This window comes from Nonomuraea sediminis, from assembly GCF_018531495.1.
In the GTDB taxonomy this organism is placed as follows: Bacteria; Actinomycetota; Actinomycetes; order Streptosporangiales; family Streptosporangiaceae; genus Nonomuraea; species Nonomuraea sediminis.
In genome coordinates this window covers 279,680-301,234 of sequence record NZ_JAHDTI010000013.1, presented here as the reverse complement: position 1 = coordinate 301,234, position 21,555 = coordinate 279,680, and the positions used below count along the sequence as shown (strand labels likewise).

At 69.4% G+C, this 21,555-nt stretch carries 17 protein-coding genes; 5 read left to right on the top strand and 12 right to left on the bottom strand.

Translation table 11 applies throughout. The annotated features are described in order from the left end of the window. Window positions 1-170: 170 nt before the first annotated feature. Window positions 171-944 carry a L,D-transpeptidase family protein gene (gene ldt-CoaP / locus KIK09_RS43670; protein WP_308164675.1) on the bottom strand — a complete coding sequence of 258 codons (774 nt, stop codon included), beginning with the start codon at window positions 942-944 and terminating at the stop codon, window positions 171-173. 177 nt (window positions 945-1,121) lie between these two features. Here ldt-CoaP and KIK09_RS43665 point away from each other — a divergent pair, with 177 nt between their 5' ends. Then, window positions 1,122-1,853, top strand: coding sequence for a hypothetical protein (locus tag KIK09_RS43665; RefSeq protein WP_214325398.1), 732 nt, complete (start codon window positions 1,122-1,124; stop codon window positions 1,851-1,853). Window positions 1,854-1,951: 98 nt separating this feature from the next. On the opposite strand, the gene KIK09_RS43660 is transcribed toward KIK09_RS43665, so the two are convergent. Beyond that, window positions 1,952-2,596, bottom strand: a complete 645-nt coding sequence (locus KIK09_RS43660; RefSeq protein ID WP_214325397.1) for a class I SAM-dependent methyltransferase — start codon at window positions 2,594-2,596, stop codon at window positions 1,952-1,954. A gap of 26 nt (window positions 2,597-2,622) precedes the next feature. On the opposite strand from KIK09_RS43660, the gene KIK09_RS43655 reads away from it, so the two are divergent. Then, entirely contained in the window at window positions 2,623-3,672 is a 1,050-nt protein-coding gene (locus tag KIK09_RS43655; protein WP_214325396.1) for a hypothetical protein, read from the top strand. A gap of 11 nt (window positions 3,673-3,683) precedes the next feature. Here the strand turns inward: KIK09_RS43655 and KIK09_RS43650 are convergent, their stop codons facing one another. From KIK09_RS43650 to KIK09_RS43610, 9 genes are all read right to left on the bottom strand, one after another. Continuing rightward, window positions 3,684-4,364, bottom strand: a complete 681-nt coding sequence (locus tag KIK09_RS43650) for a glycine-rich domain-containing protein (protein WP_214325395.1) — start codon at window positions 4,362-4,364, stop codon at window positions 3,684-3,686. A 9-nt stretch (window positions 4,365-4,373) separates the two neighbouring features. Beyond that, window positions 4,374-4,886 carry a hypothetical protein gene (locus KIK09_RS43645; protein ID WP_214325394.1) on the bottom strand — a complete coding sequence of 171 codons (513 nt, stop codon included), beginning with the start codon at window positions 4,884-4,886 and terminating at the stop codon, window positions 4,374-4,376. A gap of 641 nt (window positions 4,887-5,527) precedes the next feature. Beyond that, entirely contained in the window at window positions 5,528-6,088 is a 561-nt protein-coding gene (locus KIK09_RS43640) for a DinB family protein (RefSeq protein ID WP_308164674.1), read from the bottom strand. Window positions 6,089-6,336: 248 nt separating this feature from the next. Next, a complete protein-coding gene (locus KIK09_RS43635) occupies window positions 6,337-7,023 on the bottom strand; it encodes a ribonuclease FAU-1 family protein (protein ID WP_214325393.1) in 687 nt (228 codons plus the stop codon). 154 nt (window positions 7,024-7,177) lie between these two features. After that, window positions 7,178-8,194 carry a pyridoxamine 5'-phosphate oxidase family protein gene (locus tag KIK09_RS43630; protein WP_214325392.1) on the bottom strand — a complete coding sequence of 339 codons (1,017 nt, stop codon included), beginning with the start codon at window positions 8,192-8,194 and terminating at the stop codon, window positions 7,178-7,180. Beyond that, window positions 8,194-8,838 carry a hemerythrin domain-containing protein gene (locus KIK09_RS43625; protein WP_214325391.1) on the bottom strand — a complete coding sequence of 215 codons (645 nt, stop codon included), beginning with the start codon at window positions 8,836-8,838 and terminating at the stop codon, window positions 8,194-8,196. Before KIK09_RS43625 ends, KIK09_RS43630 begins: the two co-directional genes overlap by 1 nt. 45 nt (window positions 8,839-8,883) lie before the next feature. Further along, window positions 8,884-12,165 (bottom strand): ATP-binding protein, encoded by a 3,282-nt coding sequence (locus tag KIK09_RS59670; RefSeq protein ID WP_214325390.1) that lies wholly within the window; start codon window positions 12,163-12,165, stop codon window positions 8,884-8,886. A 493-nt stretch (window positions 12,166-12,658) separates the two neighbouring features. Continuing rightward, window positions 12,659-15,484 (bottom strand): MFS transporter, encoded by a 2,826-nt coding sequence (locus KIK09_RS43615; RefSeq protein WP_214325389.1) that lies wholly within the window; start codon window positions 15,482-15,484, stop codon window positions 12,659-12,661. A gap of 2 nt (window positions 15,485-15,486) precedes the next feature. After that, on the bottom strand, window positions 15,487-16,284 hold the full coding sequence (locus KIK09_RS43610; protein WP_214325388.1) for an alpha/beta fold hydrolase: 798 nt from the start codon (window positions 16,282-16,284) through the stop codon (window positions 15,487-15,489). 109 nt (window positions 16,285-16,393) lie between these two features. Between KIK09_RS43610 and KIK09_RS43605 the strand changes: the two genes are divergently transcribed. The 3 genes from KIK09_RS43605 (at window position 16,394) to KIK09_RS43595 (ending at window position 18,298) form a co-directional block, all read left to right on the top strand. After that, window positions 16,394-16,609, top strand: a complete 216-nt coding sequence (locus tag KIK09_RS43605; protein ID WP_214325387.1) for a 2TM domain-containing protein — start codon at window positions 16,394-16,396, stop codon at window positions 16,607-16,609. A gap of 3 nt (window positions 16,610-16,612) precedes the next feature. Then, complete coding sequence (locus KIK09_RS43600; protein WP_214325386.1) at window positions 16,613-17,191, top strand: class I SAM-dependent methyltransferase; 579 nt, start codon at window positions 16,613-16,615, stop codon at window positions 17,189-17,191. A gap of 222 nt (window positions 17,192-17,413) precedes the next feature. Next, window positions 17,414-18,298 (top strand): bile acid:sodium symporter family protein, encoded by an 885-nt coding sequence (locus KIK09_RS43595; RefSeq protein WP_372455765.1) that lies wholly within the window; start codon window positions 17,414-17,416, stop codon window positions 18,296-18,298. Between the two features lie 84 nt (window positions 18,299-18,382). Here KIK09_RS43595 and KIK09_RS43590 read toward each other — a convergent pair whose 3' ends face one another. After that, window positions 18,383-21,541, bottom strand: coding sequence for a BTAD domain-containing putative transcriptional regulator (locus KIK09_RS43590; RefSeq protein ID WP_214325384.1), 3,159 nt, complete (start codon window positions 21,539-21,541; stop codon window positions 18,383-18,385). Window positions 21,542-21,555 lie beyond the last annotated feature (14 nt).

Genomic DNA, 21,555 nt, shown 5'->3' with positions numbered 1-21,555 from the left:
GAGCGCTCCCCCGCAGACAGGCAACTATCACCAGCCCACCTACCTGCAGGAACGCGGGGTTACCGATCTCTAGGCGCTCAACCCGTGACGTGCCATATTGACGACCGCTGGATCCTGCTTGTCGCCACGATCTCGCGTTGGCGCACAGCGAGGACCCGCCGCCCTCACCCTCAGGGAGCGATCAGAACCGGCGTCCCCAGAGGCAGCCCCGCCAGCACCTTGAGCGCACCGGCAGGCACCCTGACGCAGCCGTGCGTGACCGCCTTGCCGAACACCTTCCGGTCCGGCCAGCCGTGGAAGGCGACCGTGCCGGGCCCGCCGCCGAAGGTGTCGAGCGTCGGCGAGTGCGTGCCGAGCGGCAGGATCAGCGGGCTGTAGGTCTTCTTCTTCGGCGACATCAGGGCCAGTAGGAACGTCCTGCCCACCGGGGTGGGCGTCTCGGGGCCGCCGATGGCCACCGTCCAGGTGCCGAGCTTCTTCTTCGCGTTCATCACCGTCAGCTGCATGGTGCCCAGCTTCACGATGGCGCGGTAGCGGCTGCGCGCCTTCTTCAGGCCCTTGGTCTTGATCCAGCCGGTCACGTGGTTGGGCTTGCTCGGCAGGAGCACGCGGTACCAGCCCTTGCGTGCCTCGACCACCGGTACCCAGGTCTGGCTGCCGAGCTGCTTCGCCGGGAGGGTGGCCGCGGGCTTGCCACCGGGCAGGGCGTAGACGGCCACCGTTCGGGCGGGGTGGACCACGAGGCCGCTCAGCTTGCCGTACATGTCGGTGTCCTGCGGGAGGCCGCTCAGCTCAGTGGACGTGGTGGCCTGAGGAAGCGGGGTCGCCGCGACCGAGGCGGCGAGAGTGACGGGCGACGCGGAGACGCCGGCGGGGGTCGAGGCGACAAGGCTCATGGCGACGAGCGCGGCGCAGAGGAGTCGGCGGGGGGCATCCAACGGCACGATCGGCTCCTGAGTTGCTGAGAAGACGCCCGCTAGATAACGGTTTGGAACGTTTGAAACCCATCCGCCAGCGAGTGTTACATTTTTGCACAGATGAGTCCCATGAGACTCCAGTTCTCTCAGAAAAACCGAGGTGCGGTCGTGACACCCCCCAGACTCTCTTTAGCCCGTCGCTGGATGACGGCGGCCCTCATGCTCGCAGTGGCGGCTCTCGCGGTGCTCACCATCTCCAACACGGCCTCAGCGGGAGCGCTCCAAGGCAAGCCGCACGGGGACAACGGCGACGTCAAGATCCACAAGTGGACGACGCCGGAGGACGACCAGCGCGACGAGCCGCACGTCTGCGTGTTCTATCTGGTCGGGTTCAACTTCGACGCGGCCGAGAAGGTGAGCTGGGAGATCCAGTCCTGGCCGCCCACGGGCGACAAGACCACGGTGAAGAGCGGCACTCTCGTGCTCGACAACAACGGGCATGGCCGTACGGTCGACATGACCCTGACGAACGGGCACTACAAGCTGTTCTGGAAGTTCGTGGGGGAGAACGGCGCGGCCAAGCAGAAGGTGTTCTGGGTCGAGTGTGAGCCCACGCCCACCCCGACGCCCACTCCCACGGGGACTCCCTCCCAGACGCCCACACCCTCGGGAACGCCGTCCCAGACGCCGACGGGCACCCCGTCCGGGACGCCTTCCCAGACGCCGACAGGCACCCCGACTCCGTCTTCGACCCCCACCCCCACGCGGACGCCCACCTCGACGCCGACTCCGACCCCCACCCACCCCGGTGACGATCACCATGGAACGGTGACCCAGGACTGGATCGAGTGGGACGCGACCGTCACGCAGACCGACGAGCCCAAGCCCGCACCCACCCCGACACCGGTGAAGACCGACATCCCGGTCACCGGCTGACCCGCGACACCGAACGACGGGGGCCTCGGATCAACCCGATCCGGGGCCCTCCGTCTGGTCCCCCTCAGTACGGCGAGCCGCACGCCGGGGAAGGCGCGTTACGACTCACCAGCCGGTGCAGCCGTGCGCGCACCCCAGACGACGCCCGTCGCCCCGCCGACGTGTTCCCAGCGCCGACGCCGGTAGGGAGTCCGGGCGAGTTCTGCAGAGCCCGGGAACAGCCGGCGGACCTCGTCCGGGAAGAGCGGATACGGCGGACCGGCGTCGCGCGTCGGATCGAACTCGATCGTCACGAGGAGTATCGGCGCACCGGGTGCGAGACGCGCGTGGAGGTGATTCGTGTAGGCCATCCTGTGCGCCGGAGGGATGGCCACGAGCGCACCCCGATCGACCGCCGCATCGTAGGCGCCGTCAAGGTCGAAGAAGTCACCCTGAAGAATCGTGACGCCGGAGCCCTGCCACTTCACGAACGGCCCGCAGGAGGTCCGGACCGGTTCGACTCCGAGTTCGGCGAAGAACGACCGGCAGGCTATCGGAGAGATCTCCACCCCGATCGGGACAAAGCCATTCGACGCGAGCCAGGCGAGATCTCGCGACCGGCCGCACAACGGAACGAGCACTCGCTTTCCCGTCTCGGGTTTCAGCGAGGACCAGTACGTGTCAAGGATATTGTCCGGCCGGTTGACGCGTGAGCCGACCCGTCCATCAGCCCACGCGCCGAGCCAGAAATCCAGGTCATTCATTTCGTCTCCGGATACACTGGCATTCGATGAGCGTTCATATCAACCTCACCGATGCGGAGCTTCGCCCTTCGATCGAGTTTATCGACTTCCTCGAGAGATGGATCTCGAAAGAGCCCTTCGACGGGACGAGCTGGTCGGAGCGCGGCCGGGAACGGGTCGGCACCGAGCGGCGCGCGTCCAGGCAAGACGTGCGCGAGCGAACAGCGAGGCTCATCGACGGGGATGAAGGTGAGCGATATGTGGCGCGGGCATATGAATTGTTCGTCGCCCTGCTCATCGGCGACGAAGCGACACTGAACACCGTACACGCCAGGTTCCGATTCATTCCGGTTGTGGGCATTCCTCGCAGTGGTGGAAAGTATCTTACGAAGCAATTGCTGCGCGCCCATGGATATGATCCCAAAACGGTTCCGGAAGTGCTCGGCCATGACGGATTCCCGCACGCCGGGCCATGGCGATTCGGCGTCTCCGGCAACGGCTGGACGAGAAGTCTTCAAGCGATGGCGGAGTATCTCACCATGGTCGAGCTGTTCTTCGCCTGCGATCAGATCGCCACCGTTCCCAAGAAGGCCACGAAGGCCGTCTACGCCGCCGGTCTGTTCCGAACCGCACTCGGCGCACCTGACGAAGGGCTCATCACTGTCCGGCATCCGGTGCCGTCGTGCGTCTCGACGTACGAGACGGCCGGCGGGCTGCCGCCCGGTGGCCGCTTCGCCGTACGGGGGAACATCGAGCGATCATGCGAGAGCGAACTGATGTCGCTCGGATTCTCCCGCGCGGAGCTGTGCCGCATGGATTACTTCGACGCCTATCTTCGCTACTGGGAGAACTATCAGGTCCGGCTGGCCATGGGAAGTGCGGTCATCGCTCGCGAGCCCCGCGTCCTGGCCTTCGGCGCGGAGCGCTACCTGGCCCGTGTCACGCACCCGTCGATCGAGGAATTCCACGTGCGCGACCGGCACCCGCTACGGCCGGACTGGATGGAGAAGTCCGAGCACGCGCTGCGGCGGGTAGCCGAGCAGTGGGAACGAGTCGGACTCGAGTTTCCGGTCACCGATGTCAACGCCGCCTTGTGAGGGGGTCGCGACTACGGCGCGATCCGCAGGAGTCGCTGCTCGTGCAGCGTTTCCGCGACAGCGCACCGCTCCTCGTCGGTGAGGTCGCCGGGGAGCTCGCGGACGTAGAACGCCGGGGTGCTCGCCACGAACGCGAGGGCCTCCAGCGCGATCGCATCGACCGAGAACAGGATGGTGCCGTCCTGGCGAATGAGCGACGCCCGGCCCAGTCCTTCGGAAACGACCAGACGACCTGCTTCATTGCTGATCAGGCGCCGATCGGGCGTGATGCTTCTCGCATCCATCCAGCACTCAGGAAGCGCGTGGCCGAACACCTCCCGGTAGCGCGCTCCGAACGACGAGAAGCTTGACGGCCGCAGGCTTCGATTCGGGGACATCGCAGGCGCGTTGCTCGGGCGGTGGTGAACGAATCCACCGAAGTACTCGTCACAGAAGTCGCTGTACTCACGCGTGAAGAGGATGAACTGGTGCCAGACCTCGTCCACGCGCCGCGAATACATCTCCCAGGCGACATCGCGGTGATCCAGGCGTGTTAGCACCAGATAGCGCTTGACCTCCGTGAACAGCGCTTGGCCCTCGCCGGTCTCGTCGACGACTCGATCCTTGACCAGCTTCTCGAGGAGGAAGGGAGCCTCGTACTCCAGCGCCGCGTGATCCTTGACCGGCCGTCGGACCGATGCATTGGTCGCCATGAATGACCGTCAGGCCGGACCGGACTGACAGACGCTGGTGCAGCTGGCACACCCTCGGCACGACGCGCACACATCGCAGTCGTCGCGAATCACACTCGCAGCCGCGGGCACGCTCATCCGCAGCCGACCACGAACGATGTCGACATGCTTTGCCGCCTCCCCCGAGCCGGACACCACCGCGTTGTCGACGACCGCCGTGGCCGCGCCACGCAGTGTGCGAACCGGCACCACAGTGACGGTGTCGCCGTGGAAGACGACCTCGGCGTCATTGCGAACCCAGATGACGGTGCCGTCGTGCGGCAGAGCGGCCTTCGGCGCGGGTGCCGTCTCGACAATGTCCGCGACGCGGATCTCAATGGAGAAATTCAGGCGCCCGAGCGACGGATAAAGCCTTATGGAGCCGTCGTTCTCAGAGGGGCCGACGTATCCCCGGAACACACAGGTCTCGACTCCGTGCGAAAGAAGCCGAGCCAGCAGAGGATTCACCTGAAGGGTGTGCTCAGACTTGTCCGTAGGCAGCATCGGACCCCCTCATCGGCCATGGATGGCATTCGATCTTGAGCGTGCCCCGCAACCTTGCCCGCCGACAGTCAGAGCTGTCAACGACAAACTCGCCACCCGGGGTCACGCCCCGACAAAGAGTGCTTGACGATAATCCGATCGCTTCTCTCAACCGACCAAATTCCCAACCAGCCGGATCAAACCTGTCCACAACCATTCGCACCGGCTTCCCCATCTCCGGCCGAGGCCATGCCAAGCCGATTCCCGTCGCAGCACTCCCGTCAGCAAGACCAGCGCCCAGCCGATAGCACCGACGGCAAGTCAACCCAGAGCGCTGGCCCCAGAGCGCTAGGCCCAGAGCGCTGGGCCCAGACGCAGGCCGCAGACGCGGACCTTGTGCGCGGGCTCGCACGCGCGGACCTTGTGCGCGAGCCCACAGGCGCGGACCTTGTGCGCGAGCCCACAGGCGCGAGCCTTGTGCGCGAGCCCACAGGCGCGGACCTTGTGCGCGAGCTCACACGCCCGCGCGCAGGAAGCGGCGCGCCAGCCCGATGAGCAGCACGGCATCCACTGCCACACTAGATAGAAAAGGCCCTCTCCCGACCACTTGAATCCACCCCACGGGAAAGGGCCTTTCACCCCGCAGAGCCGAAAACGGCCCGTTACTGGCCCACCCGACCGTCGATGCACTCCCGCAACAGATCCGCGTGACCGCAGTGCCGGGCGTACTCCTCGACCCGGTGCACCAGCAGCTCCCTGACGGCGATGGCGTCCTTCCCCAGCCGCACACCCAGATCCGGATACTCGGCCAGCACGGCGTCGGTGGCCGCCTGCTCACGCGCCAGGTCGACGTACGCGGCGTCGACCACCGCCTGATCAGCGACCGCCCCGTCGAAGTCGCCATCGCGCCCGCCGTACAACTTCGATGGTGGGTCACCAGGCAGAATCCACCCACGCCAGTCCCGCTCCACCTCAGCGAGATGCCGAATCAGGCCAAGCAGCGACATGGTCGAAGGCGGCACAGACCGCCGAGCCAACTGCTCCGCGTCGAGACCCTCACATTTCATCAGCAGGGTCAATCTGTAGTTCGCCAGATAGTCCTGCAACGTCGCCAGCTCACCTTCCGGACTGGCTCCGGTGTTGTCGCGGGGATCCTCATCCGGATCCACCCACATGTCCGAGTAAACGGTCGCCTGAGTCCACCGTCGGGGTTCGTCACTCACCCTGGCCATGTTGTCCCCCACCCACCCACCCCGCCACCGAATAAAAGCCCGATCCCCACCCCCTCGCCCCCGACAGCCAATCGGCAAGGCACCGCGTTCGATCAACCAGGGCTTGGCGCGCTCGCACGGAGACGCCAGGCGCTCGAGGCCTTCTGTCACGTCTACCGCTGGCGGACCCGCCACCAGCCCACCTACGACCAGGGCAACGACTGGAACCCGCTGACGTCTTCGCCGAAGCCATCAAGAACTCAGCCCGAACCCACCTCGTCTCCCGTAAGGCTCGCCTCCAAAAGGAGAACCTTCGGCACGTCAGCACTGAATTTCGGCGGCTCAGGGGCCAGTTCCGGCACGCCCCAACTCACCGGCGGCTCGAAGTCGCACCACCGACCGTCGAATGGGAATACAGCAGCCTCAATCAGACGAGTAACCCGCTCACCCTCAGCCCTGATCCGCTCCGCTTCGCCCAAAGACCAATAAGCAGGATGGCCGATCTTCGCCGCGAACGATTCCTCATCCTTCCACCGCCAATCCCGATCAGGGTTCACGAGAATATCCAGCTCCTGATCAAGGACATCAATGCCCCCGTCGCGCTCCACCCGCTGCTCCAGATTGACGTACCACCCCTTGAACACCATGTCCGCCGAGAACCCCCACCACACGGCATGAGCCGCCCCGACGGGCTGATAGACCAGGTTGTTCCGAGGAGCCCACTCACCGACCCGCAAGGAATACCCGTCCACGGGACGCACCTCGGGCAGCACATCACGCAGGTGCTCCCCATTCGGGAGATCGACCTGCCACATGGGTGAACCCATAGCAAGCCACAACAGCGTCCCTTCGTCAGAGCGCTCAACGACCCGCGCCGAGGTCGCCATGCTCACATGCCCACCCAGGTAAAGCCTGAGCGCGACGATCTGCCCCAATTCGCTACGCATGAGCGAGATCATCGCACTCTGTCAGCAAGGGTGTTAGCAAGATCGCATACGGAGTGATAAGCCGTCGTGCGGGTCCGTTGCTGTACTCGTGTGCTGTGCAGCAGAAGCGAGAACCCCGCACGTCCGATGGCAAATGGACCCGTACCGCAGGCCGTCATGCTCCGGCGGATTCGCGGATGGAGCCAGGCGTGGGGCGGCGGACGCGGGGGACGGGCTGGCCGCGGCGGGCGGCCTCGGCCTTCAGGCGCTTCCTGAGCATCCTGCCCTGGCCGAGGAACGAGCGGTTCCGCTCGCGGCGGCTCCCGGAGAGGCTCCAGTCGTTCAGGGCCCGCTCGACCCGCACGCTCACCCGGTCGCCCTCTCCGGCCGCGGTCCCGACGAGCACCACGTTCTCCTGCCACTCCATGGCCGGGCCGTGGCGGTGGAAGGTCAGGCACACCGGCCCCTCGGCCGCCTGGACGCCCGCGGGCAGCCGCAGGTCGAAGCCGGCCTCGGTGCGTACGGCGGAGCGGGTGCGTACGGCCAGCGGCATGCCGTCGGCGACCATGGTGACGACGGGTTCGCCCAGGCGTGCCGCGCGGTCGGCGAAGGGCCGCCAGTCCGCCGGCGGGGCCGAACGGCTCGGCAGCCGGGGACTCGTGGGGGCGGGATCGGAGGCGGGGACCGCGACGTGCTCCGGGCCCGTCCAGACCTCGGGCGTCCTGGACAGGTCGCCCTCGGGCCACCAGACGATCCTCTCGGGGGTGACCTCCACCCAGATGCGGGCGAAATACCACCCCAGCCGCTTCACCAGGAACCACGGCATCCCGGCGAACCCGGCACCGGTCTTGGCGAGCGACTCGCGGACGTACCGGTCGGTGTTGGCCTGCAGATCCGCGTCGCGTACGGTCGCCCGGCCCTGCACGAGGACGATGGGTGCCCGGCCCAGTTCGGTCCCCTCGGCGCTGGAGTAGAGCAGCGCGACGCGCGGGTCGCGCCGGGCGCGCTCGGCCTTGTCGGGGTAGGTGAGCCCGGTGGTCACGTCGAGGGTGCCGCCCGCGCCGACGTACGGCGTGACGGGCCAGGTGACGGGCCGGCCGTCGCGGGTGAGCGAGGCGTACTCGCAGACCATGGCGCGGTCGAAGATCTCGGCCGCCTCGCGCGGCCACGTGGTCGAGGTGGATGTGGTCATCACGATTCCAAGAGAAGGTTTGCGGGGGCCGTGGCACCGTACAGGCGGGTGAAGCGCCGCCGGTAGGCCGGCCACCAGAACAGGCGGAACATGAGCCGTGCCACCACAGGCAGGTCGGCGTACGACGCCGCGAGCAGGTCGGCGTCCGCGCTCGAGGCGAGCCAGCCGAAGATGACGGGGATCCGGCGGCGGCCGAAGTCGTCCATCGCCTGGCGTTTGTCGGCCTCGATGTCGTCGAGGGTGAGGTGGCGGAGCATGAGCGGCACGGCGATCCGCTCCTCGTGGTCGAGGTGCTCGTTGACGAGCTCGTGCAGCCGCCGCAGGGTGGGCGCGCGCTCGGCCAGGGGCACCCCGCGATCGGAGGCGGCCGCGATGAGCGGGTCGAGCACGGAGTGCTCGGACTCCAGCTCGGCCAGCGCGTCCGCCGCCTCAGGGGCGCGGCCGACGAGCGTGGGCCACAGGCTGTCGTCCTCGTGCGAGTGGTGGGCGTGCAGCATGTCCAGCACGAGCGCGAGCTGCTCCTCCAGCAGCTCCTCGTGCGCGTCGTCACGCGGGTTGCCGCACGCCTCGGCCAGGCGGCCGAACTCGGCGCGGAACCCGGCGTGCATCATCAGGAAGCCGGTCAGGTGTTCTGGTGTGATCATCAGGCTGTTTCCTCACGTGTCGGAAACAGAGTGCGCGACCCGCCTCTATGTGCACTTGTCGAGGGCTTGGCGGGCCCTTGCCAACCAGTAGGCCGCGCCCGCCTGCTCCAGCAGGCGCACCGCCTCCCGCAGGTGGGCCCGCGCCCCCTCGCGGTCCCCGAGCGCCAGCAGCGCCTCCCCCATGTGGCCGTCGTACGCTCCTTCGACGGTGGTGCATTTGCCGGTCACGTGCAGCAGCCCGGCGAAGGGACGGAACGCGTCGTAGACCTCCCTCGCGACGTCCAGTTCGCCGAGCCGGATCGCCGCGTGCAGCCGGCACATGGTGGCCGTCGCCCAGGCGTAGTCGCGCGGCGGCAGCGGCGTCTCACGCAGGAGCCGCCGGGCGCGCTCGTGCTCGCCCAGGCCCGCAAGCGCGTACGCCAGGACGTAAGCGGGCCCTGCCATGCCGGTACGCCGGAACATCTCCTCGACCCATGCCACCTCCTCGCCGATGCGGTCCTCCTGGATCAGCGCCTCGGCCCGTACGGCGAGCATGGTCACCTCGAAGTACGCGAGATCCGCGAACGACAGCGTGGCCCTGACGGCCTCGAAGTGGCGGGTCGGGTCCGGCACGCCCTGGAACAGGTCGAGCCCCACGTGCGCCACCGCCGCCTGCAGCGCCAGCGTGGGATTGTGCAGGTCGCCCAGCAGTATGTCGATCTCCGTCAGCAGCGCGCGGGCCTGCGGCACCCTGCCCTGCTCCACGAGATGAACGACGAGGTGGAGCTGTGCGATCACGCTGAGCTGGGACGACAGGTCCGGCTCCGCCAGCAGGCGCCCCGCGGTCTCGGCGCGCTGCTCGATGAAGTCCTGTCCCTGCATGGCGAGCAGCCGCAGGTGGAGCACGCGCCGCAGCAGGGCGGGGTCGCCCAGGCGCTCGGCCGCCGCCACGGCCTGCGACGAGACCGTGCCGACCTCGTCCTCGCGACCGGTCTGGGCGAGCACGACGGCCCGGACGGCCTGTGCCGTCGCCCAGGCCGGCGTGGACGGCGGCAGCTCTCGCACGGCCCGGTCCGTCGAGTCCCGTACGGCGGCCACGTCAAGGCCGTACCGGAAGGGCACCCAGACGCCGTGTCCCATCGCGATGTCGGCGGCCCTGACGGCCTTGTCCAGATCGGCGCCGGCCATGGCGAGCGCCTGCTCGACCGCCTCGTAGCCCTCGTCGAACCGTCCGGCGGCGTAGCGGCTCTCTGCCAGCCCGACGGCGAGCTCGAACCGCTCGACCGCGCCGGCCCCGGCCAGCTCGGCCGCCGCCAGCGCCTCCTGCCACGACACGGCCGCGTCGTCGGGCGCGTGCCGCCGCAGGGCCGCCCGCGCGGCGCGGGCGGAGTAGTCCATCGCCATGCGGGCGGGCTCCGCGCCCAGTTCCGCGGCCGCCAGCCAGTGCCGTGCGATCACCGCCGCGCGGTCGTCCCGGTCCCCGTGGACGCAGGTGAGGACTCCCGCGACCTGCTCGTGCACGCCCGCCCGCCACAGCCGCGACCGACGCGACAGCAACGCGTCGGTCACCAGGGCGTGCGCGAACTCGTACGCGCCCAGCCGGTACGACGACTCCCGGATCAGCCCCGCGTCGAGGGCCGCGTCGAGCGGCGGCAGCAGGTCGGCGACCGTACCGCCCGCGACCTGGGCCAGGACGCCCGCCTCGAACTCGTCGCCCATCACGGCGGCGAGCTCCAGCACGCGTCCCGCCTCCTCCCCCAGGCCCGCCACCCGGTGCAGCACGACGTCCAGCACGCCCTGCGGCAGCTCCTCGCCCGCCCGGGCCAGCTCCGCAAGGAAGAACGGGTTCCCTGCGGTGCGCCCGCGCAGCTCCTCGGCCTTGCGGCTGCCCGGGTCGCGGCCGGACAACTCCCGGACGAGCGCGCGGACCTCCTCGGTGGCGAGCCCGTCGAGCCCGAGCCTGCGCACGCCGAGCCGCGACAGCGCCGACAGCGTGGCGGTGAGCGGCGACGCCTCGTGCCGCCGGAAGGTCGCCACCAGCAGCAGGCCCGGCCGTACGGTGGACGCCACGTGGACCAGCAGCCGCAGCGTCGCGTCGTCGGCCGCGTGGATGTCCTCCAGCACGACGATCGCCGGGCCGACGCCCGCCAGGAACGTGCCAACCGCCTCGAAGAACCGCAGCCGCGCCCCCTGCGCGTCGGACGCCGGGATCGCCTCCAGCCCGCCCGACAGGAACGTGCCCACCTCGCTGGGCAGGGCGGCCTCCGGGGCCGCGGCGGCGAGGGCGCGCAAGACCCGTTCCCAGGGCCACAGGGCGGGCGCGGTCTCGTGGTCGGGACTCGACCCCCAGCCGACCGGCACGTCGGCGGTCGCGCGGAACCGCTTCAGCAGGCTCGTCTTGCCGACGCCCGGCTCGCCGTCTATCAGCACGACCTGCCCGGTGGCGGACGACGCCTTCGCCGCCTCGTTCAGGAACTCCAGCGCGCTCTCGCGGCCGACGAAGACCGGCTGGTCCGCCGCGGACTCGGGAGCCCTGCGTGCCGTCGTCCGTGCCAGAGGCCGCTGCGGGGCGAGCCGCTCTGGCTGGAGCAGCGTGGCATCCTGGCGCAGCACTGCCCCTTCGAGCTCCCGCAGCCGCGGCCCGGGGTCGATGCCCAGTTCCTCGGCGAGCACCTCCCGCACCCTGCGCAGGCAGGTGAGGGCCGCCGCCTGCCGGCCCGCCCGGTAGTGGGCCAGCACCAGCAGTTCCCAGGCACGCTCCCGCAGGGGGTGTTCGCGGACGAACGGGTCCAGCCACGCGACCACGTCCGTGTGGCGGCCCAGCTCAAGCAGGGCCGCGGCCAGCCCCTCCACCGCGTCCAGCCGCACCTGTTCCAGACGGCCGATCTCCGGCTGCGCCCACTCCTCGGAACGCACGTCCGCGTACGGGTCGCCCCGCCACAGGTCGAGCGCCTCGGCGAGGGCGGCCGCCGCCTCCTCGTGCCGTCCCTCGACCAGATGGCCGGACCCGGCCGACACGAGCGTCTCGAAGTCCCTCGTGTCGAGACCGAGCCCGCCGGTCATCAGGCCGTACCCGTCGGCGGCGCTGACCAGGACGGTCGGGGTCATGCCCGGCCGCCGGTCGGGCTCCAGCCGGCGGCGCAGGTTGGAGACATAGACCTGCAGGCTCCCCTGGGCGCTGGGCGGCGGGTTGCCGGACCACAGCCGGTCGGCCAGGAGGTCCGCGGGGAGCACGCGGTCGGGGTGCATCGCGAGGAGGGCCAGAAGGGCTCGCTGCTTCGGCGGCCCGGCCGATATGGCCTGCCCGGCCACGACGAGTTCCAGGGGCCCGAGGACGTTCAGCCGCACGGGCCAATGGTAGGGATGCGCCTTTCAACCGGTCCAGTCGTTACATTTCGGGAATCGACCGACGTTCCAGGATCGTGCGAGCCGTCCGGCGCTGGCAGTCGCCGTACCCCGGCATGTTCACCTGCTCGAACAGCCGGTCACGCCGGGCCCCCGTCCGGGGTCGCGATCGCCGGGAAGACCTCCCTGTACGGCCGGATGCGCAGACAGATCTCGTCTTCACCACGCCCGATCGAACATTCGCCGCTCACTGCCGCAACGCCGAGGTCCCCGTGATCCGCGTTCACGACACCCCCCTCGACATCCATCCTCGAGTCAGATCCTCAGACACTCACAGATCTCGGTGACGATGAACGCCTACACCCAGTTCCCAAGCCCCGAAACGCGCAAGGCCCTCGACCGGCTCGCCAGGAGCCTCGAACTCGGCTGAACATCGTCACGAGACCCCGGGAGTGGAACGTCCATGTTCATCCTCCTGGTGTGGCATCTGCGTACGTCAGTCTCCGGCGAGCACCGCGTGGACGGACGAGACCGCGCTCGCGCCGTCGCCGACGGCCGTGGCCACGCGTTTCGTTGAACCCGAGCGCAGGTCGCCGACCGCGAAGACCCGGGGTGCGCTCGTCTGGTACGGCAAGGTCGATCCGGCGGGCAGGCCGACGTCGGTGAGCACGAACCCGTCCTCGGCCTTGGCCACGCCGGTCAGCCAGCCGGACACCGGGTCGGCGCCGACGAAGCAGAACAGCGCACGGCTGGCCAGCCGTGCCGGTCGCTCGCCGGGCCGTTCGACGACGACCGACGTGAGGGTGTCGCCGCCGGCCAGTTCGCTGACCGTGCTGCCGGTGTGGACCCGGATCCGGGAATGGGCCTGGATCCGGTCGGTCAGGTAGGACGACATGCGGGCTGCGAGGTCGTGGCCTCGAACGACCAGATCGACCGTCGCGCCGCGGGCGGCGAGGGACAGGGCCGCCTGCCCGGCCGAGTTGGCGCCCCCGACGACGGTCACCGGCCGGCCTTCGTAGCCCCGGACGTCGGCCTCGGTCGCGGCGTACCGGATGCAGCCGGACTGCTCGAACGCCGCCCATCCGGGGATGTCCAGACGCCGGTATCGGGCGCCGGTGGCGGCGATCACCGCGCGGCACTCGACGCGGGCCCCGTCCTCCAGGACGACGACCGGCCGCCGCTCGTCGGAGAGGTCGAGGCCCTTCACGACGCAGGGCGAGTGGATGCGTACACCGAACTTGAGGGCCTGGATCATGGCCAGGCGGGTCAGGTTCACGCCGCTGACCCCGTCCGGGAAGCCCAGGTAGTTCTCGATGCGGGCGCTCTTGGCGGCCTGGCCGCCGAGCCCGCTCCGGTCCAGCAGCACGGTGACCAGGCCCTCGGACGCCCCGTACACGGCGGCGGCCAGGCCCGCGGGACCGGCGCCCACGACGACGAGGTCGACCGGACCTCCGCCGTCCCGGTACGTGAGGCCGAGCATCTGCGCGACCGTTCCCGGCGTCGCGCGCCGTACCACCGAACCGTTGGCGATGGCCGCCGGAAGGTCGGCCTCCGTCAGCCCGGCCGAGGTCATGAGGGAGCGCCCGGGGGGTGAGGCGGCGCTGCGCCAGGTGTGGGGCAGCAGCATCTGCGTGACGTAGCCGCGCAGTTCCAGGGTCTGCGCGGAGTCCGGCCGGCCGACGATCTCCAGGGCGCCGCCCGCCGCCGCGCGGAAGACCTCGCGCCGCTCCTGGAACGCCGCGAGCATCAGCCCGGCGATGTCGTCCTGCTCAGCGAGGGCCCGGCGCAGTCGCGCCACCCCGATGCGGACGACCGTCCCAGCTAACGTCACCCGGGCGGTCAGGTAGACCTGCTGTCCGGTCAGAAGGTTGAGCTCGCCGAGGAAGTCTCCGGGGCCGCCCCGGTAGATCAGGCGTTCCGGCTCGATCGCCGTCGCGTCCCGGACGATGTCCACCGTCGCCGTCCGGAGCAGGAAGAAGTCATAGGAGTCGTCGCCGGAGGTGTACAGGTTCCGGCCGGCCTCGACGTGCTCCTCCTCGCCGTATCCGGCAAGGCGGCGGAACTGCTCATCGTCTAGGACCGGTCCGCGCCGGGCCGGACGGTGACGCTTCGGCCGGGCGACGGTCACGACGTACAGGAGCAAACCCGCCGACGTTAGGACGAAACCGGCCCAGACAGTGGACAACGTGCCCCAGCCGGCTTCCAGGGTGACCGCGCCGCCGATCGCGCCGAGGGAGTTGGCCAGGTTGAGGGCGGCCAGGTTGAGCGCGCCCATCAGGGTCGGGGCGTCCGGCGCGAAGCCGGTCAGCCTGACCTGGATGGTGGGGATCGCGAACATCATGGTCGCGCCGACGCCGAACAGACACGGCAGCAGGACCAGCAGATCGCTGCCCGCCACGCCGATCAGCACCAACAGCGCCAGGACGCCGCCGTACCCCCAGATCAGGCCCCGGTGCTCGTACCGGTCCGCGACTCGCCCGCCGAGGTGGTTGCCGACCGCCATGCCGAGGCCGAAGACGGCCAGGGCGACGGGGATGAGCGCGGCGTCCCGCCGCGCCGCGTCGGTGACGAAGGGGCCGATGAACGTGTAGACGGCGAAGATGCTGGAGATGCCGAGCGAGGCGACGGCGACCATCAGCCAGACGTTGATCCGGCGCAGGCCGTTCAGCTCGCTCCTGACGGGGCTGCCGTGCAGGTCGTCGGTACGGGGCAACCAGGCGACCAGCGCGATGCCGGCCAGCAGGCCGACGGCGACCACGGTCCAGTACATGACACGCCACCCGGCGTGCTGGCCGATGAAGGTGCCGAGCGGCGACCCGGCGATGGTGGCGACGGTGAGTCCCCCCATCACGGTGGCGAACGCCTTGCCGCCCTTGCCCGGCCCGTACACGTACGCGGCGACGACCGCCCCTGCGCCGAAGAACGCCCCCTGCACGCTGCCCGCGACGAAGCGGAAGACGACGAGCAGCGCGATGTTCGGCGCCAGCGCGGACAGCCCATTGCCCACCAGGAAGAGCACGACCAGGCCGAGCAGCAGCGTTCGCCGGTTGACCCGGGCGGCGAGCAGAGTGATCAGCGGAGAACCGATCACCACCCCGAAGGCGTAGGCGGTGATCGCGTACGTCGCGACCGGGATCGAGACGTCCAGGTTGGCGGCGAAGAGCTGGATGATGCCGTTGCTGCCGAACTCGCCGGTGCCGATCGCGAAGGTGCCCAGTGCCAGCGCGAACAGAGCGAGCCTGGGGTTGACGGCGGGCTTCTCGGCAGAGGTGCGCCGTTTCTCCTCGGCGGCGCACTGGCCTTCGTACGCGCGGACGAACATGGTCAGCGGGCTGCGCGCTTGATGAGGTCGGCGGTCACGGCGGGGTGGGAGATCATCGCGACGTGCGAGGAACCGACCTCGCGCACCTGCGACCCGGCCCGCCGCGCCATGAACCGCTGCGCCTCGGCGGGCAGCACCTGGTCGTTCCTGGCGACGAGGTAGTAGGAGGGAATGGTCTTCCACGCCGGAGCTCCGGAGGGCTCCCCGAGCGTGCGCGCGTCAGCGGGCCGCTGGCCGGCGTGCATCAGGTCGGTAGTCGATTTCGGTACGTCACCGGCGAAGACGTCGTGGAAGAACTCCTTCTTGATGTAGCCGTCGACAAGGCCCTTAGCGTAGGGGCGGAAGTCCAGCGCCGCCTCGTCGAGCTTGCTGCCGGGGAACTTCGTCTGCAGCTGCAGCAGCGAATCGCCCTCGTCGGGTGCGAACGCGGCCACGTAGACGAGTGCTTTCACGTTCGGGTTGCCGGCCGCGGCGTTCGTGACGACGATCCCGCCGTAGGAGTGCGCAGCCAAGACAATCGGGCCACTGAGGGTGGCGAGAACACTGGCCAGGTAGGCCGAGTCGGTGGCCACGCTGCGCAGCGGGATCGCGGGCGCGATGACCTGATAGCCGTCGCGGATGAGCTCGGCGGCGACGTCGTTCCAGCCGGAGGCGTCGGCGAACGCGCCGTGCACGAGGACCACCGTGGGTTTGGGCTTGGCTTCCGTCCGGGAATGCGCCTGCGCCTCGGACGTTCCCAGCAGCGCGCTGGTCGCGACCGCGGCGGATCCGGCCAACACGGCTCGGCGAGTTGTCGTCATGATGTTGCACCTTTCACCTCGAATTGCGGTCAATGTTGATTCCGGGAACTTGACGATCACTGAACGAGCTATTCAATCGTCGTCCAGTACGCCGATTTAGCCTGTGGCCATGAAATCGGCGAAAAGCGCAAGCGCCCGGATCTGGGGCCTGCGCTTCCACATGCTCTTCTATGTCCTGAGCAATCTGGCTCAGGTCATCGTGTGGTGGGTCTACGACCCCAGCCACTTTTTCTGGCCCCTGTGGTCCATCGTCTTCTGGGGCGTCGGGCTGGCCTTCCATTTCTGGGGTGTCCACTCGCCGCACAAATCCAGAACCGAGTACTGAGCCATGTCGTTCTTTGCCGAGTTCGTGCGCGCCCCCATGACGGTCGGTGCGGTCGCGCCGAGCGGCCCGGCGCTGGCCATGGCGGCGACGGCGGTGGTGCCCCGGACCGGTTCCCCGGTCGTGGTGGAACTCGGTCCGGGCACCGGCGCTTTCACCGGCGCCATCCAGCGGCGCCTCGCGGGTCGCGGCCGGCACATCGCCGTCGAGATCAACCCACGGTTCGCATGGCGGTTGGCCGAACTCCATCCGGCGGTCGACGTCGTGACCGCGGACGCGGCCGGCCTTGCCACGGTGCTGACGCAGCGCGGGCTCAACGAGGCCGATGTCGTGGTCAGCGGCCTTCCCTGGGCGGCGTTCACCGAGAACAGGCAGCATGACGTGCTGTCATCGGTGTCCGCCGCGCTGCCGCCGCACGGCGTGTTCACCACCTTCGCGTACGTGCACGCCCGATGGGCACCACCCGCGCGGGCGCTGCTGCGATCCCTGCGGTCACGCTTCGACGAGGTCGTCGTCAGCCGGACGGTGTGGGCCAACCTCCCACCCGCGCTGGTCTACTACTGCCGTCGCCCCAACACCCGCTGAGCGGTCAGGTCGGCGTCGCGGTGTGCGAACGGGTGCGCCTCACGTTCGACGGACGGGCCCGTTCGGGGGGCGGCTCGGACGGCGAGGGAAGGGCGCCGCTCGCCCGTATAAGCCACGGAGTCTTGATCCCGCTCCGCATCGTTGCGTTGTCTGGATCAGCCGGCCTGGAGCAAAGGCAGGCTGCTCCGCACGGGATGCCAGAACTTGTCGGCATGCCCCAAAATGTCCGCTATGGATTCCCCCTTGGTTCTGGCCAGTCTGCCTTACGCTCTCGGCATCGTCATGCTCGGCCTGGGTCTCGGCCTGACCCTGGACGACTTCCGGCGGGTGGGCCAGTATCCGAAGGCGGCCGTGGTTGCGCTGCTGTGCCAGGTCGTGCTGCTGCCGGCGATCTGCTTCGGCCTGGTGATGGTGTTCCGGCTCCCGCCGGAACTGGCGGTCGGGATGATGGTGGTCGCGGCGTCGCCCGGTGGCCCCACGGCCAACCTGTTCAGCCACCTGTTCGGCGGGAACGTCGCGCTGAATGTCACGCTCACCGCGGTCAACTCGGTGCTGGTTGTTGTCACCCTGCCGATCGTGGTGAACCTCTCGGCCGGGTACTTCCTCCCCGGCGGGGCCACCCTCGGGCTGCAGTTTGACAAGTTGCAGCAGGTCTTCGTGATGGTGCTCGGGCCGGTCGCGATCGGGATGCTCGTGCGTGCGCTGGCACCGCGGGTGGCGCAGCGGCTCAACCTCCCCGTCCGGGTGCTGTCAGTCGTGGTCCTGGTCACGGTCATCTCCGCCGTGCTGTACGGGGAGCGGGAGAACCTCGTCGACTATTTCGTCTCGGTCGGGCTGGCCGTGCTGGCTTTCAACATCGTGAGCCTGCTGATCGGCTACGGCGTGCCGCGCCTGGCCGGCGTCGAGCACCGCGCGGCCACCGCGGCCGGGTTCGAGATCGGCATCCACAACACCGCGCTCGCCATCACGATCGCGCTGAGCCCGGCGCTGTTGAACAGTGCCGAGATCGCCATCCCGGGCGCGGTGTACGGCATTGTCATGTTCTTCACGGCGTCCGGGTTCGGCTGGTTGATCAGCCGTCGAACTCGGACGAGCTCCCCCGTGTGACCCTTCTCGGCCGTGCGGCCTGATGTCGTGATCTGACACCGAGGCGGCTCCCCGCGACGGTGTCGCTCGTGCTGAGCAGTGCGATCAAAGCTCGGCAAGGAAGCTCTCCGCGCGGCGGGCGAAGAGGTGGGACTCACGTTCGTTGGACTGGTCGCGGGCCTTTTCCGCAGCGGCTCGTACGACTTCGGCAGGTTCGCCGCGGGCGTGGAGCAGGCGTGCCCGCAGCAGCAGCACAAGTCCTTCGGCGTAGCGTTGGCCGTAGGCCTCCAGTGCCTGGTCCGCTCGGTCGAGGGCGATGGCCGCCTTGTCCGGCCTACCGGCGGCCAACCACATCTCGGCGAGCAGTCCGTGGTGGTACGCGACGCCCCACCGCGGCGGGTCGACCAGCGTCCCGGCCACGAGCTGTTCGGCCTCCGCCGCGATACCGGCCGGGTCATCGCCGGTGAGGGCACGGGCCCAGTACCAGTTCAGCCGGATGTAGTGCTCCTGCTGGATGGCGGTACGGCCGGTGCCAACGGCCGTCCACCGGTCGATCGTGCGCATCACCCGGCCCGCGTCACCGGCCATCGAGGCGATGATGGTGATGTAGTAGGCCCAGGTCGCGACCGCATACGAGTCGTCGGGGCCGTTCCACTTGTCGATCATGGCGTGCGCCGTCTCGACGTCACCGTGTAGCGCCGTAATGACGGCCAGCCAGCCGGGCCACTCACCCGAGACGTCACGCCGGATCGGGGTCTCGCTGTGCGAGGAGACGACCCCGTCGAGAAGGGCGGGGTTGTTCTCGCTGAAGCACCGGTATGCCTCGCCGATGTTGCCGATGTCCCACTGGTGCAGGCCCCAGGCTTGCCGGCCGTACACTCGGACGACCAGATCGGAGGACGCCTCCCCTTGGTCGTACAGCCGGCGGACCAGACGAACGCGGTCCCACTCCAGGAAGGTGTAGGCCCCGAACAGGCGAGCGAAGAGGAGGCCCGCGGCCTCTACCTCACGGCCGAGTTGGCGGGCCAGAAGTTCCGCACGCTCCAGCAGATCGAAGGTCGTGCCGCCGAACCCGGCTTGCCGACGCGGGGCGATGGCGAGGAGCGAGAGGGCAGAGAGCTCGAGCTCCGGGAGCCCGGCGGTCCGCGCGATCTGGGCGGCTGATTCCAGGTGCCGATCTGCGGCGGCGAACGCGAGCTTGGCCGCCGCGCGACGACCTGCGCGCTTCAGCGCCTCTGCGGTACGAACCGGGTCGGCGAGGTGCCTGGCGGCCCACAGGTGGAAGGCGAGGCGTTCGGTGATGGACTCGTCGTCCGCTTGGCTTTCTTCGAGCGCGTCCGCGACCCGCAGGTGCAGCCGGGTGGCACGCCCGTGCGTCATGGTCTCCGTGACCGATTCGCGAACCAGGTCGTGTGCGAAGCGCCACGAGAACGGGTCCTCCGGCTCCGATTCGAGCAGGCCGAGCGCGCGCAGCGGTTCGAGGCGTTCGAGACAGTCCGCGACGTCGGTACCGGCGGCGCGGGCGAGCAGGCTGAGGTCTACGTCGCGGCCGATCAGCGCCGCGACCTGCAAAAGGTCGCGAGCGTTGTCGTCGAGGCCGACCATCCGATCGCGGACGACGTCTCGCACGGTGGACGGCACCCCGGCCCGGGCCGATGCGTCACCGTCGTCGAGCGCGCCGCGGTCGCTGAGAAGCCGCGACAGTTCCCGGACGAAGAAAGGATTGCCGGCGGTGCGAACGTGGATGTTGCGGGCGATGTCCGTGCCGGGTTCGTGGCCGGTCTCGCGGCGGATGAGTTCGGCCACGTCGGTCAGGCTGAGCGGACCGAGCCGGATCCTGCGGTGGCTGGGCAGCCGGCTGGCCGCGGCCAGTGCCCGCGAAAGGTCGGAGCCAGGTGTCGGTGCGCGGTCGCGAAGGGCGCCAATGATCGCGGTTCCGGTGGGTAGCCGGCCCACCACGTGGCCGAACAGCTGGAGCGAAGCGGCATCGATCCATTGAAGATCGTCCATGACCAGCAACATCGGCCGTTCCGCCGAAGCCTGGCCGATAACAGTGACGACCTGCTCGAACAGGCGGAACTGGGCACGGCTGCCGGCAACCGGCGGCGCGGCGTCATCGTCTCCGGATTCGAGGAGACGACCGAGTTCGCCGGCCCGCCACTTCTCACGCGCCGACGCGGGCAGGCTGGCGAGGACAACGGTGAGCGCCTGCTCCCATGGCCACATCGATGGTGTTCCGTCGCCTTCCAAACTGGAAGCCCAGACGACGAGCGCGCCACGCCGGTCCGCGACGGCGGCGGCCTCCTCCAGCAGGCGCGTCTTCCCCGCGCCCGGTTCGCCTTCAACGATGGCGAGCCCGCTGCGGCCGGCGAGCGCCGCCTCGATGGCCTGCCGAAGCACGCCGAGTTCCTCGCCCCGCCCAACCAGTCCGGCTGCCTGCCTCGCCGGTGACCGGTCACCCTCACTCTCCGTGCTCGTCACCACCGGCGGCCTCGGGGTCTGCGTCAGGACTCGCAGGTGCGCGGCCTGCAGCGACGGGCCGGGGTCGATGCCCAGCTCCTCAGCGAGGCGGTCACGGACCGCGTGAAACGCTGACAGCGCCTCCGCCTGCCGTCCAGCGGCGCCGAGCGCGGTGATGAGGCCGGCATGTACGGGTTCGTGGAACAGCGCCATCGACGCGGCCAACTGCAACGGCGGTATCACCCGCTCCGGTCGATGTAACGCCACGGCCAGTTCGGCCGCTGCCGTGCAGGCAGCGTGGAACTCGTCGTCGAGGGCGGCCAAGACCGGCATCGCGATCGATCCATAGGAAAGTCCGTCCCCCGCGGGTCCCTGCCAGAGGCCGAGCGCTGTGACGTAGTGGTCGAGGGCCACCTCGCGTGCTTGCTCGGCGAGGGCGGCCTGGGCGGCTTCGCGGAGTTCCCGGAATGTGACCAGGTCGAGCGTGCCGGGTCCGGCACTGAACACGTACGCGTCGCCGCGTCGGTGCAGGTATGTACCGGCCGCCCGGGCGGGGACCGCGGGTTCGAGCACCCGCCGCAATGCTCCGATGTACTTCTGGATGATGTTGAGCGCGCTGGCGGGGGCGTCCTCGGCCCAGATCAGGTCGATCAATTCTCGCGTGCTGACCGGACGGCCCACGCGCGCCAGGAGCAGGGCCAACAGCTGCGCCTGCTGCCGGGGGCCGGCGTCCAGTTCGACGCCATCGCGCCACAGCCGCAACGGACCGAGGATCTGCAGGCGCAGCGAACCGGCGCCGGCCAACAGACCTTCGCCGT

Excerpts from the sequence above, each read along its gene's own strand:
- KIK09_RS43615 (WP_214325389.1), bottom strand. The coding sequence starts at position 15,484 with ATGTTCGTCCGCGCGTACGAAGGCCAGTGCGCCGCCGAGGAGAAACGG.
- KIK09_RS43595 (WP_372455765.1), top strand. The coding sequence starts at position 17,414 with ATGTCCGCTATGGATTCCCCCTTGGTTCTGGCCAGTCTGCCTTACGCT.
- KIK09_RS43625 (WP_214325391.1), bottom strand. The coding sequence starts at position 8,838 with ATGATCACACCAGAACACCTGACCGGCTTCCTGATGATGCACGCCGGG.
- KIK09_RS43650 (WP_214325395.1), bottom strand. The coding sequence starts at position 4,364 with ATGGCGACCAATGCATCGGTCCGACGGCCGGTCAAGGATCACGCGGCG.
- KIK09_RS43605 (WP_214325387.1), top strand. The coding sequence starts at position 16,394 with ATGAAATCGGCGAAAAGCGCAAGCGCCCGGATCTGGGGCCTGCGCTTC.
- KIK09_RS43665 (WP_214325398.1), top strand. The coding sequence starts at position 1,122 with ATGACGGCGGCCCTCATGCTCGCAGTGGCGGCTCTCGCGGTGCTCACC.
- KIK09_RS43655 (WP_214325396.1), top strand. The coding sequence starts at position 2,623 with ATGAGCGTTCATATCAACCTCACCGATGCGGAGCTTCGCCCTTCGATC.
- KIK09_RS43645 (WP_214325394.1), bottom strand. The coding sequence starts at position 4,886 with ATGCTGCCTACGGACAAGTCTGAGCACACCCTTCAGGTGAATCCTCTG.
- KIK09_RS43610 (WP_214325388.1), bottom strand. The coding sequence starts at position 16,284 with ATGACGACAACTCGCCGAGCCGTGTTGGCCGGATCCGCCGCGGTCGCG.
- KIK09_RS43635 (WP_214325393.1), bottom strand. The coding sequence starts at position 7,023 with ATGCGTAGCGAATTGGGGCAGATCGTCGCGCTCAGGCTTTACCTGGGT.
- KIK09_RS43600 (WP_214325386.1), top strand. The coding sequence starts at position 16,613 with ATGTCGTTCTTTGCCGAGTTCGTGCGCGCCCCCATGACGGTCGGTGCG.
- KIK09_RS43660 (WP_214325397.1), bottom strand. The coding sequence starts at position 2,596 with ATGAATGACCTGGATTTCTGGCTCGGCGCGTGGGCTGATGGACGGGTC.
- KIK09_RS43630 (WP_214325392.1), bottom strand. The coding sequence starts at position 8,194 with ATGACCACATCCACCTCGACCACGTGGCCGCGCGAGGCGGCCGAGATC.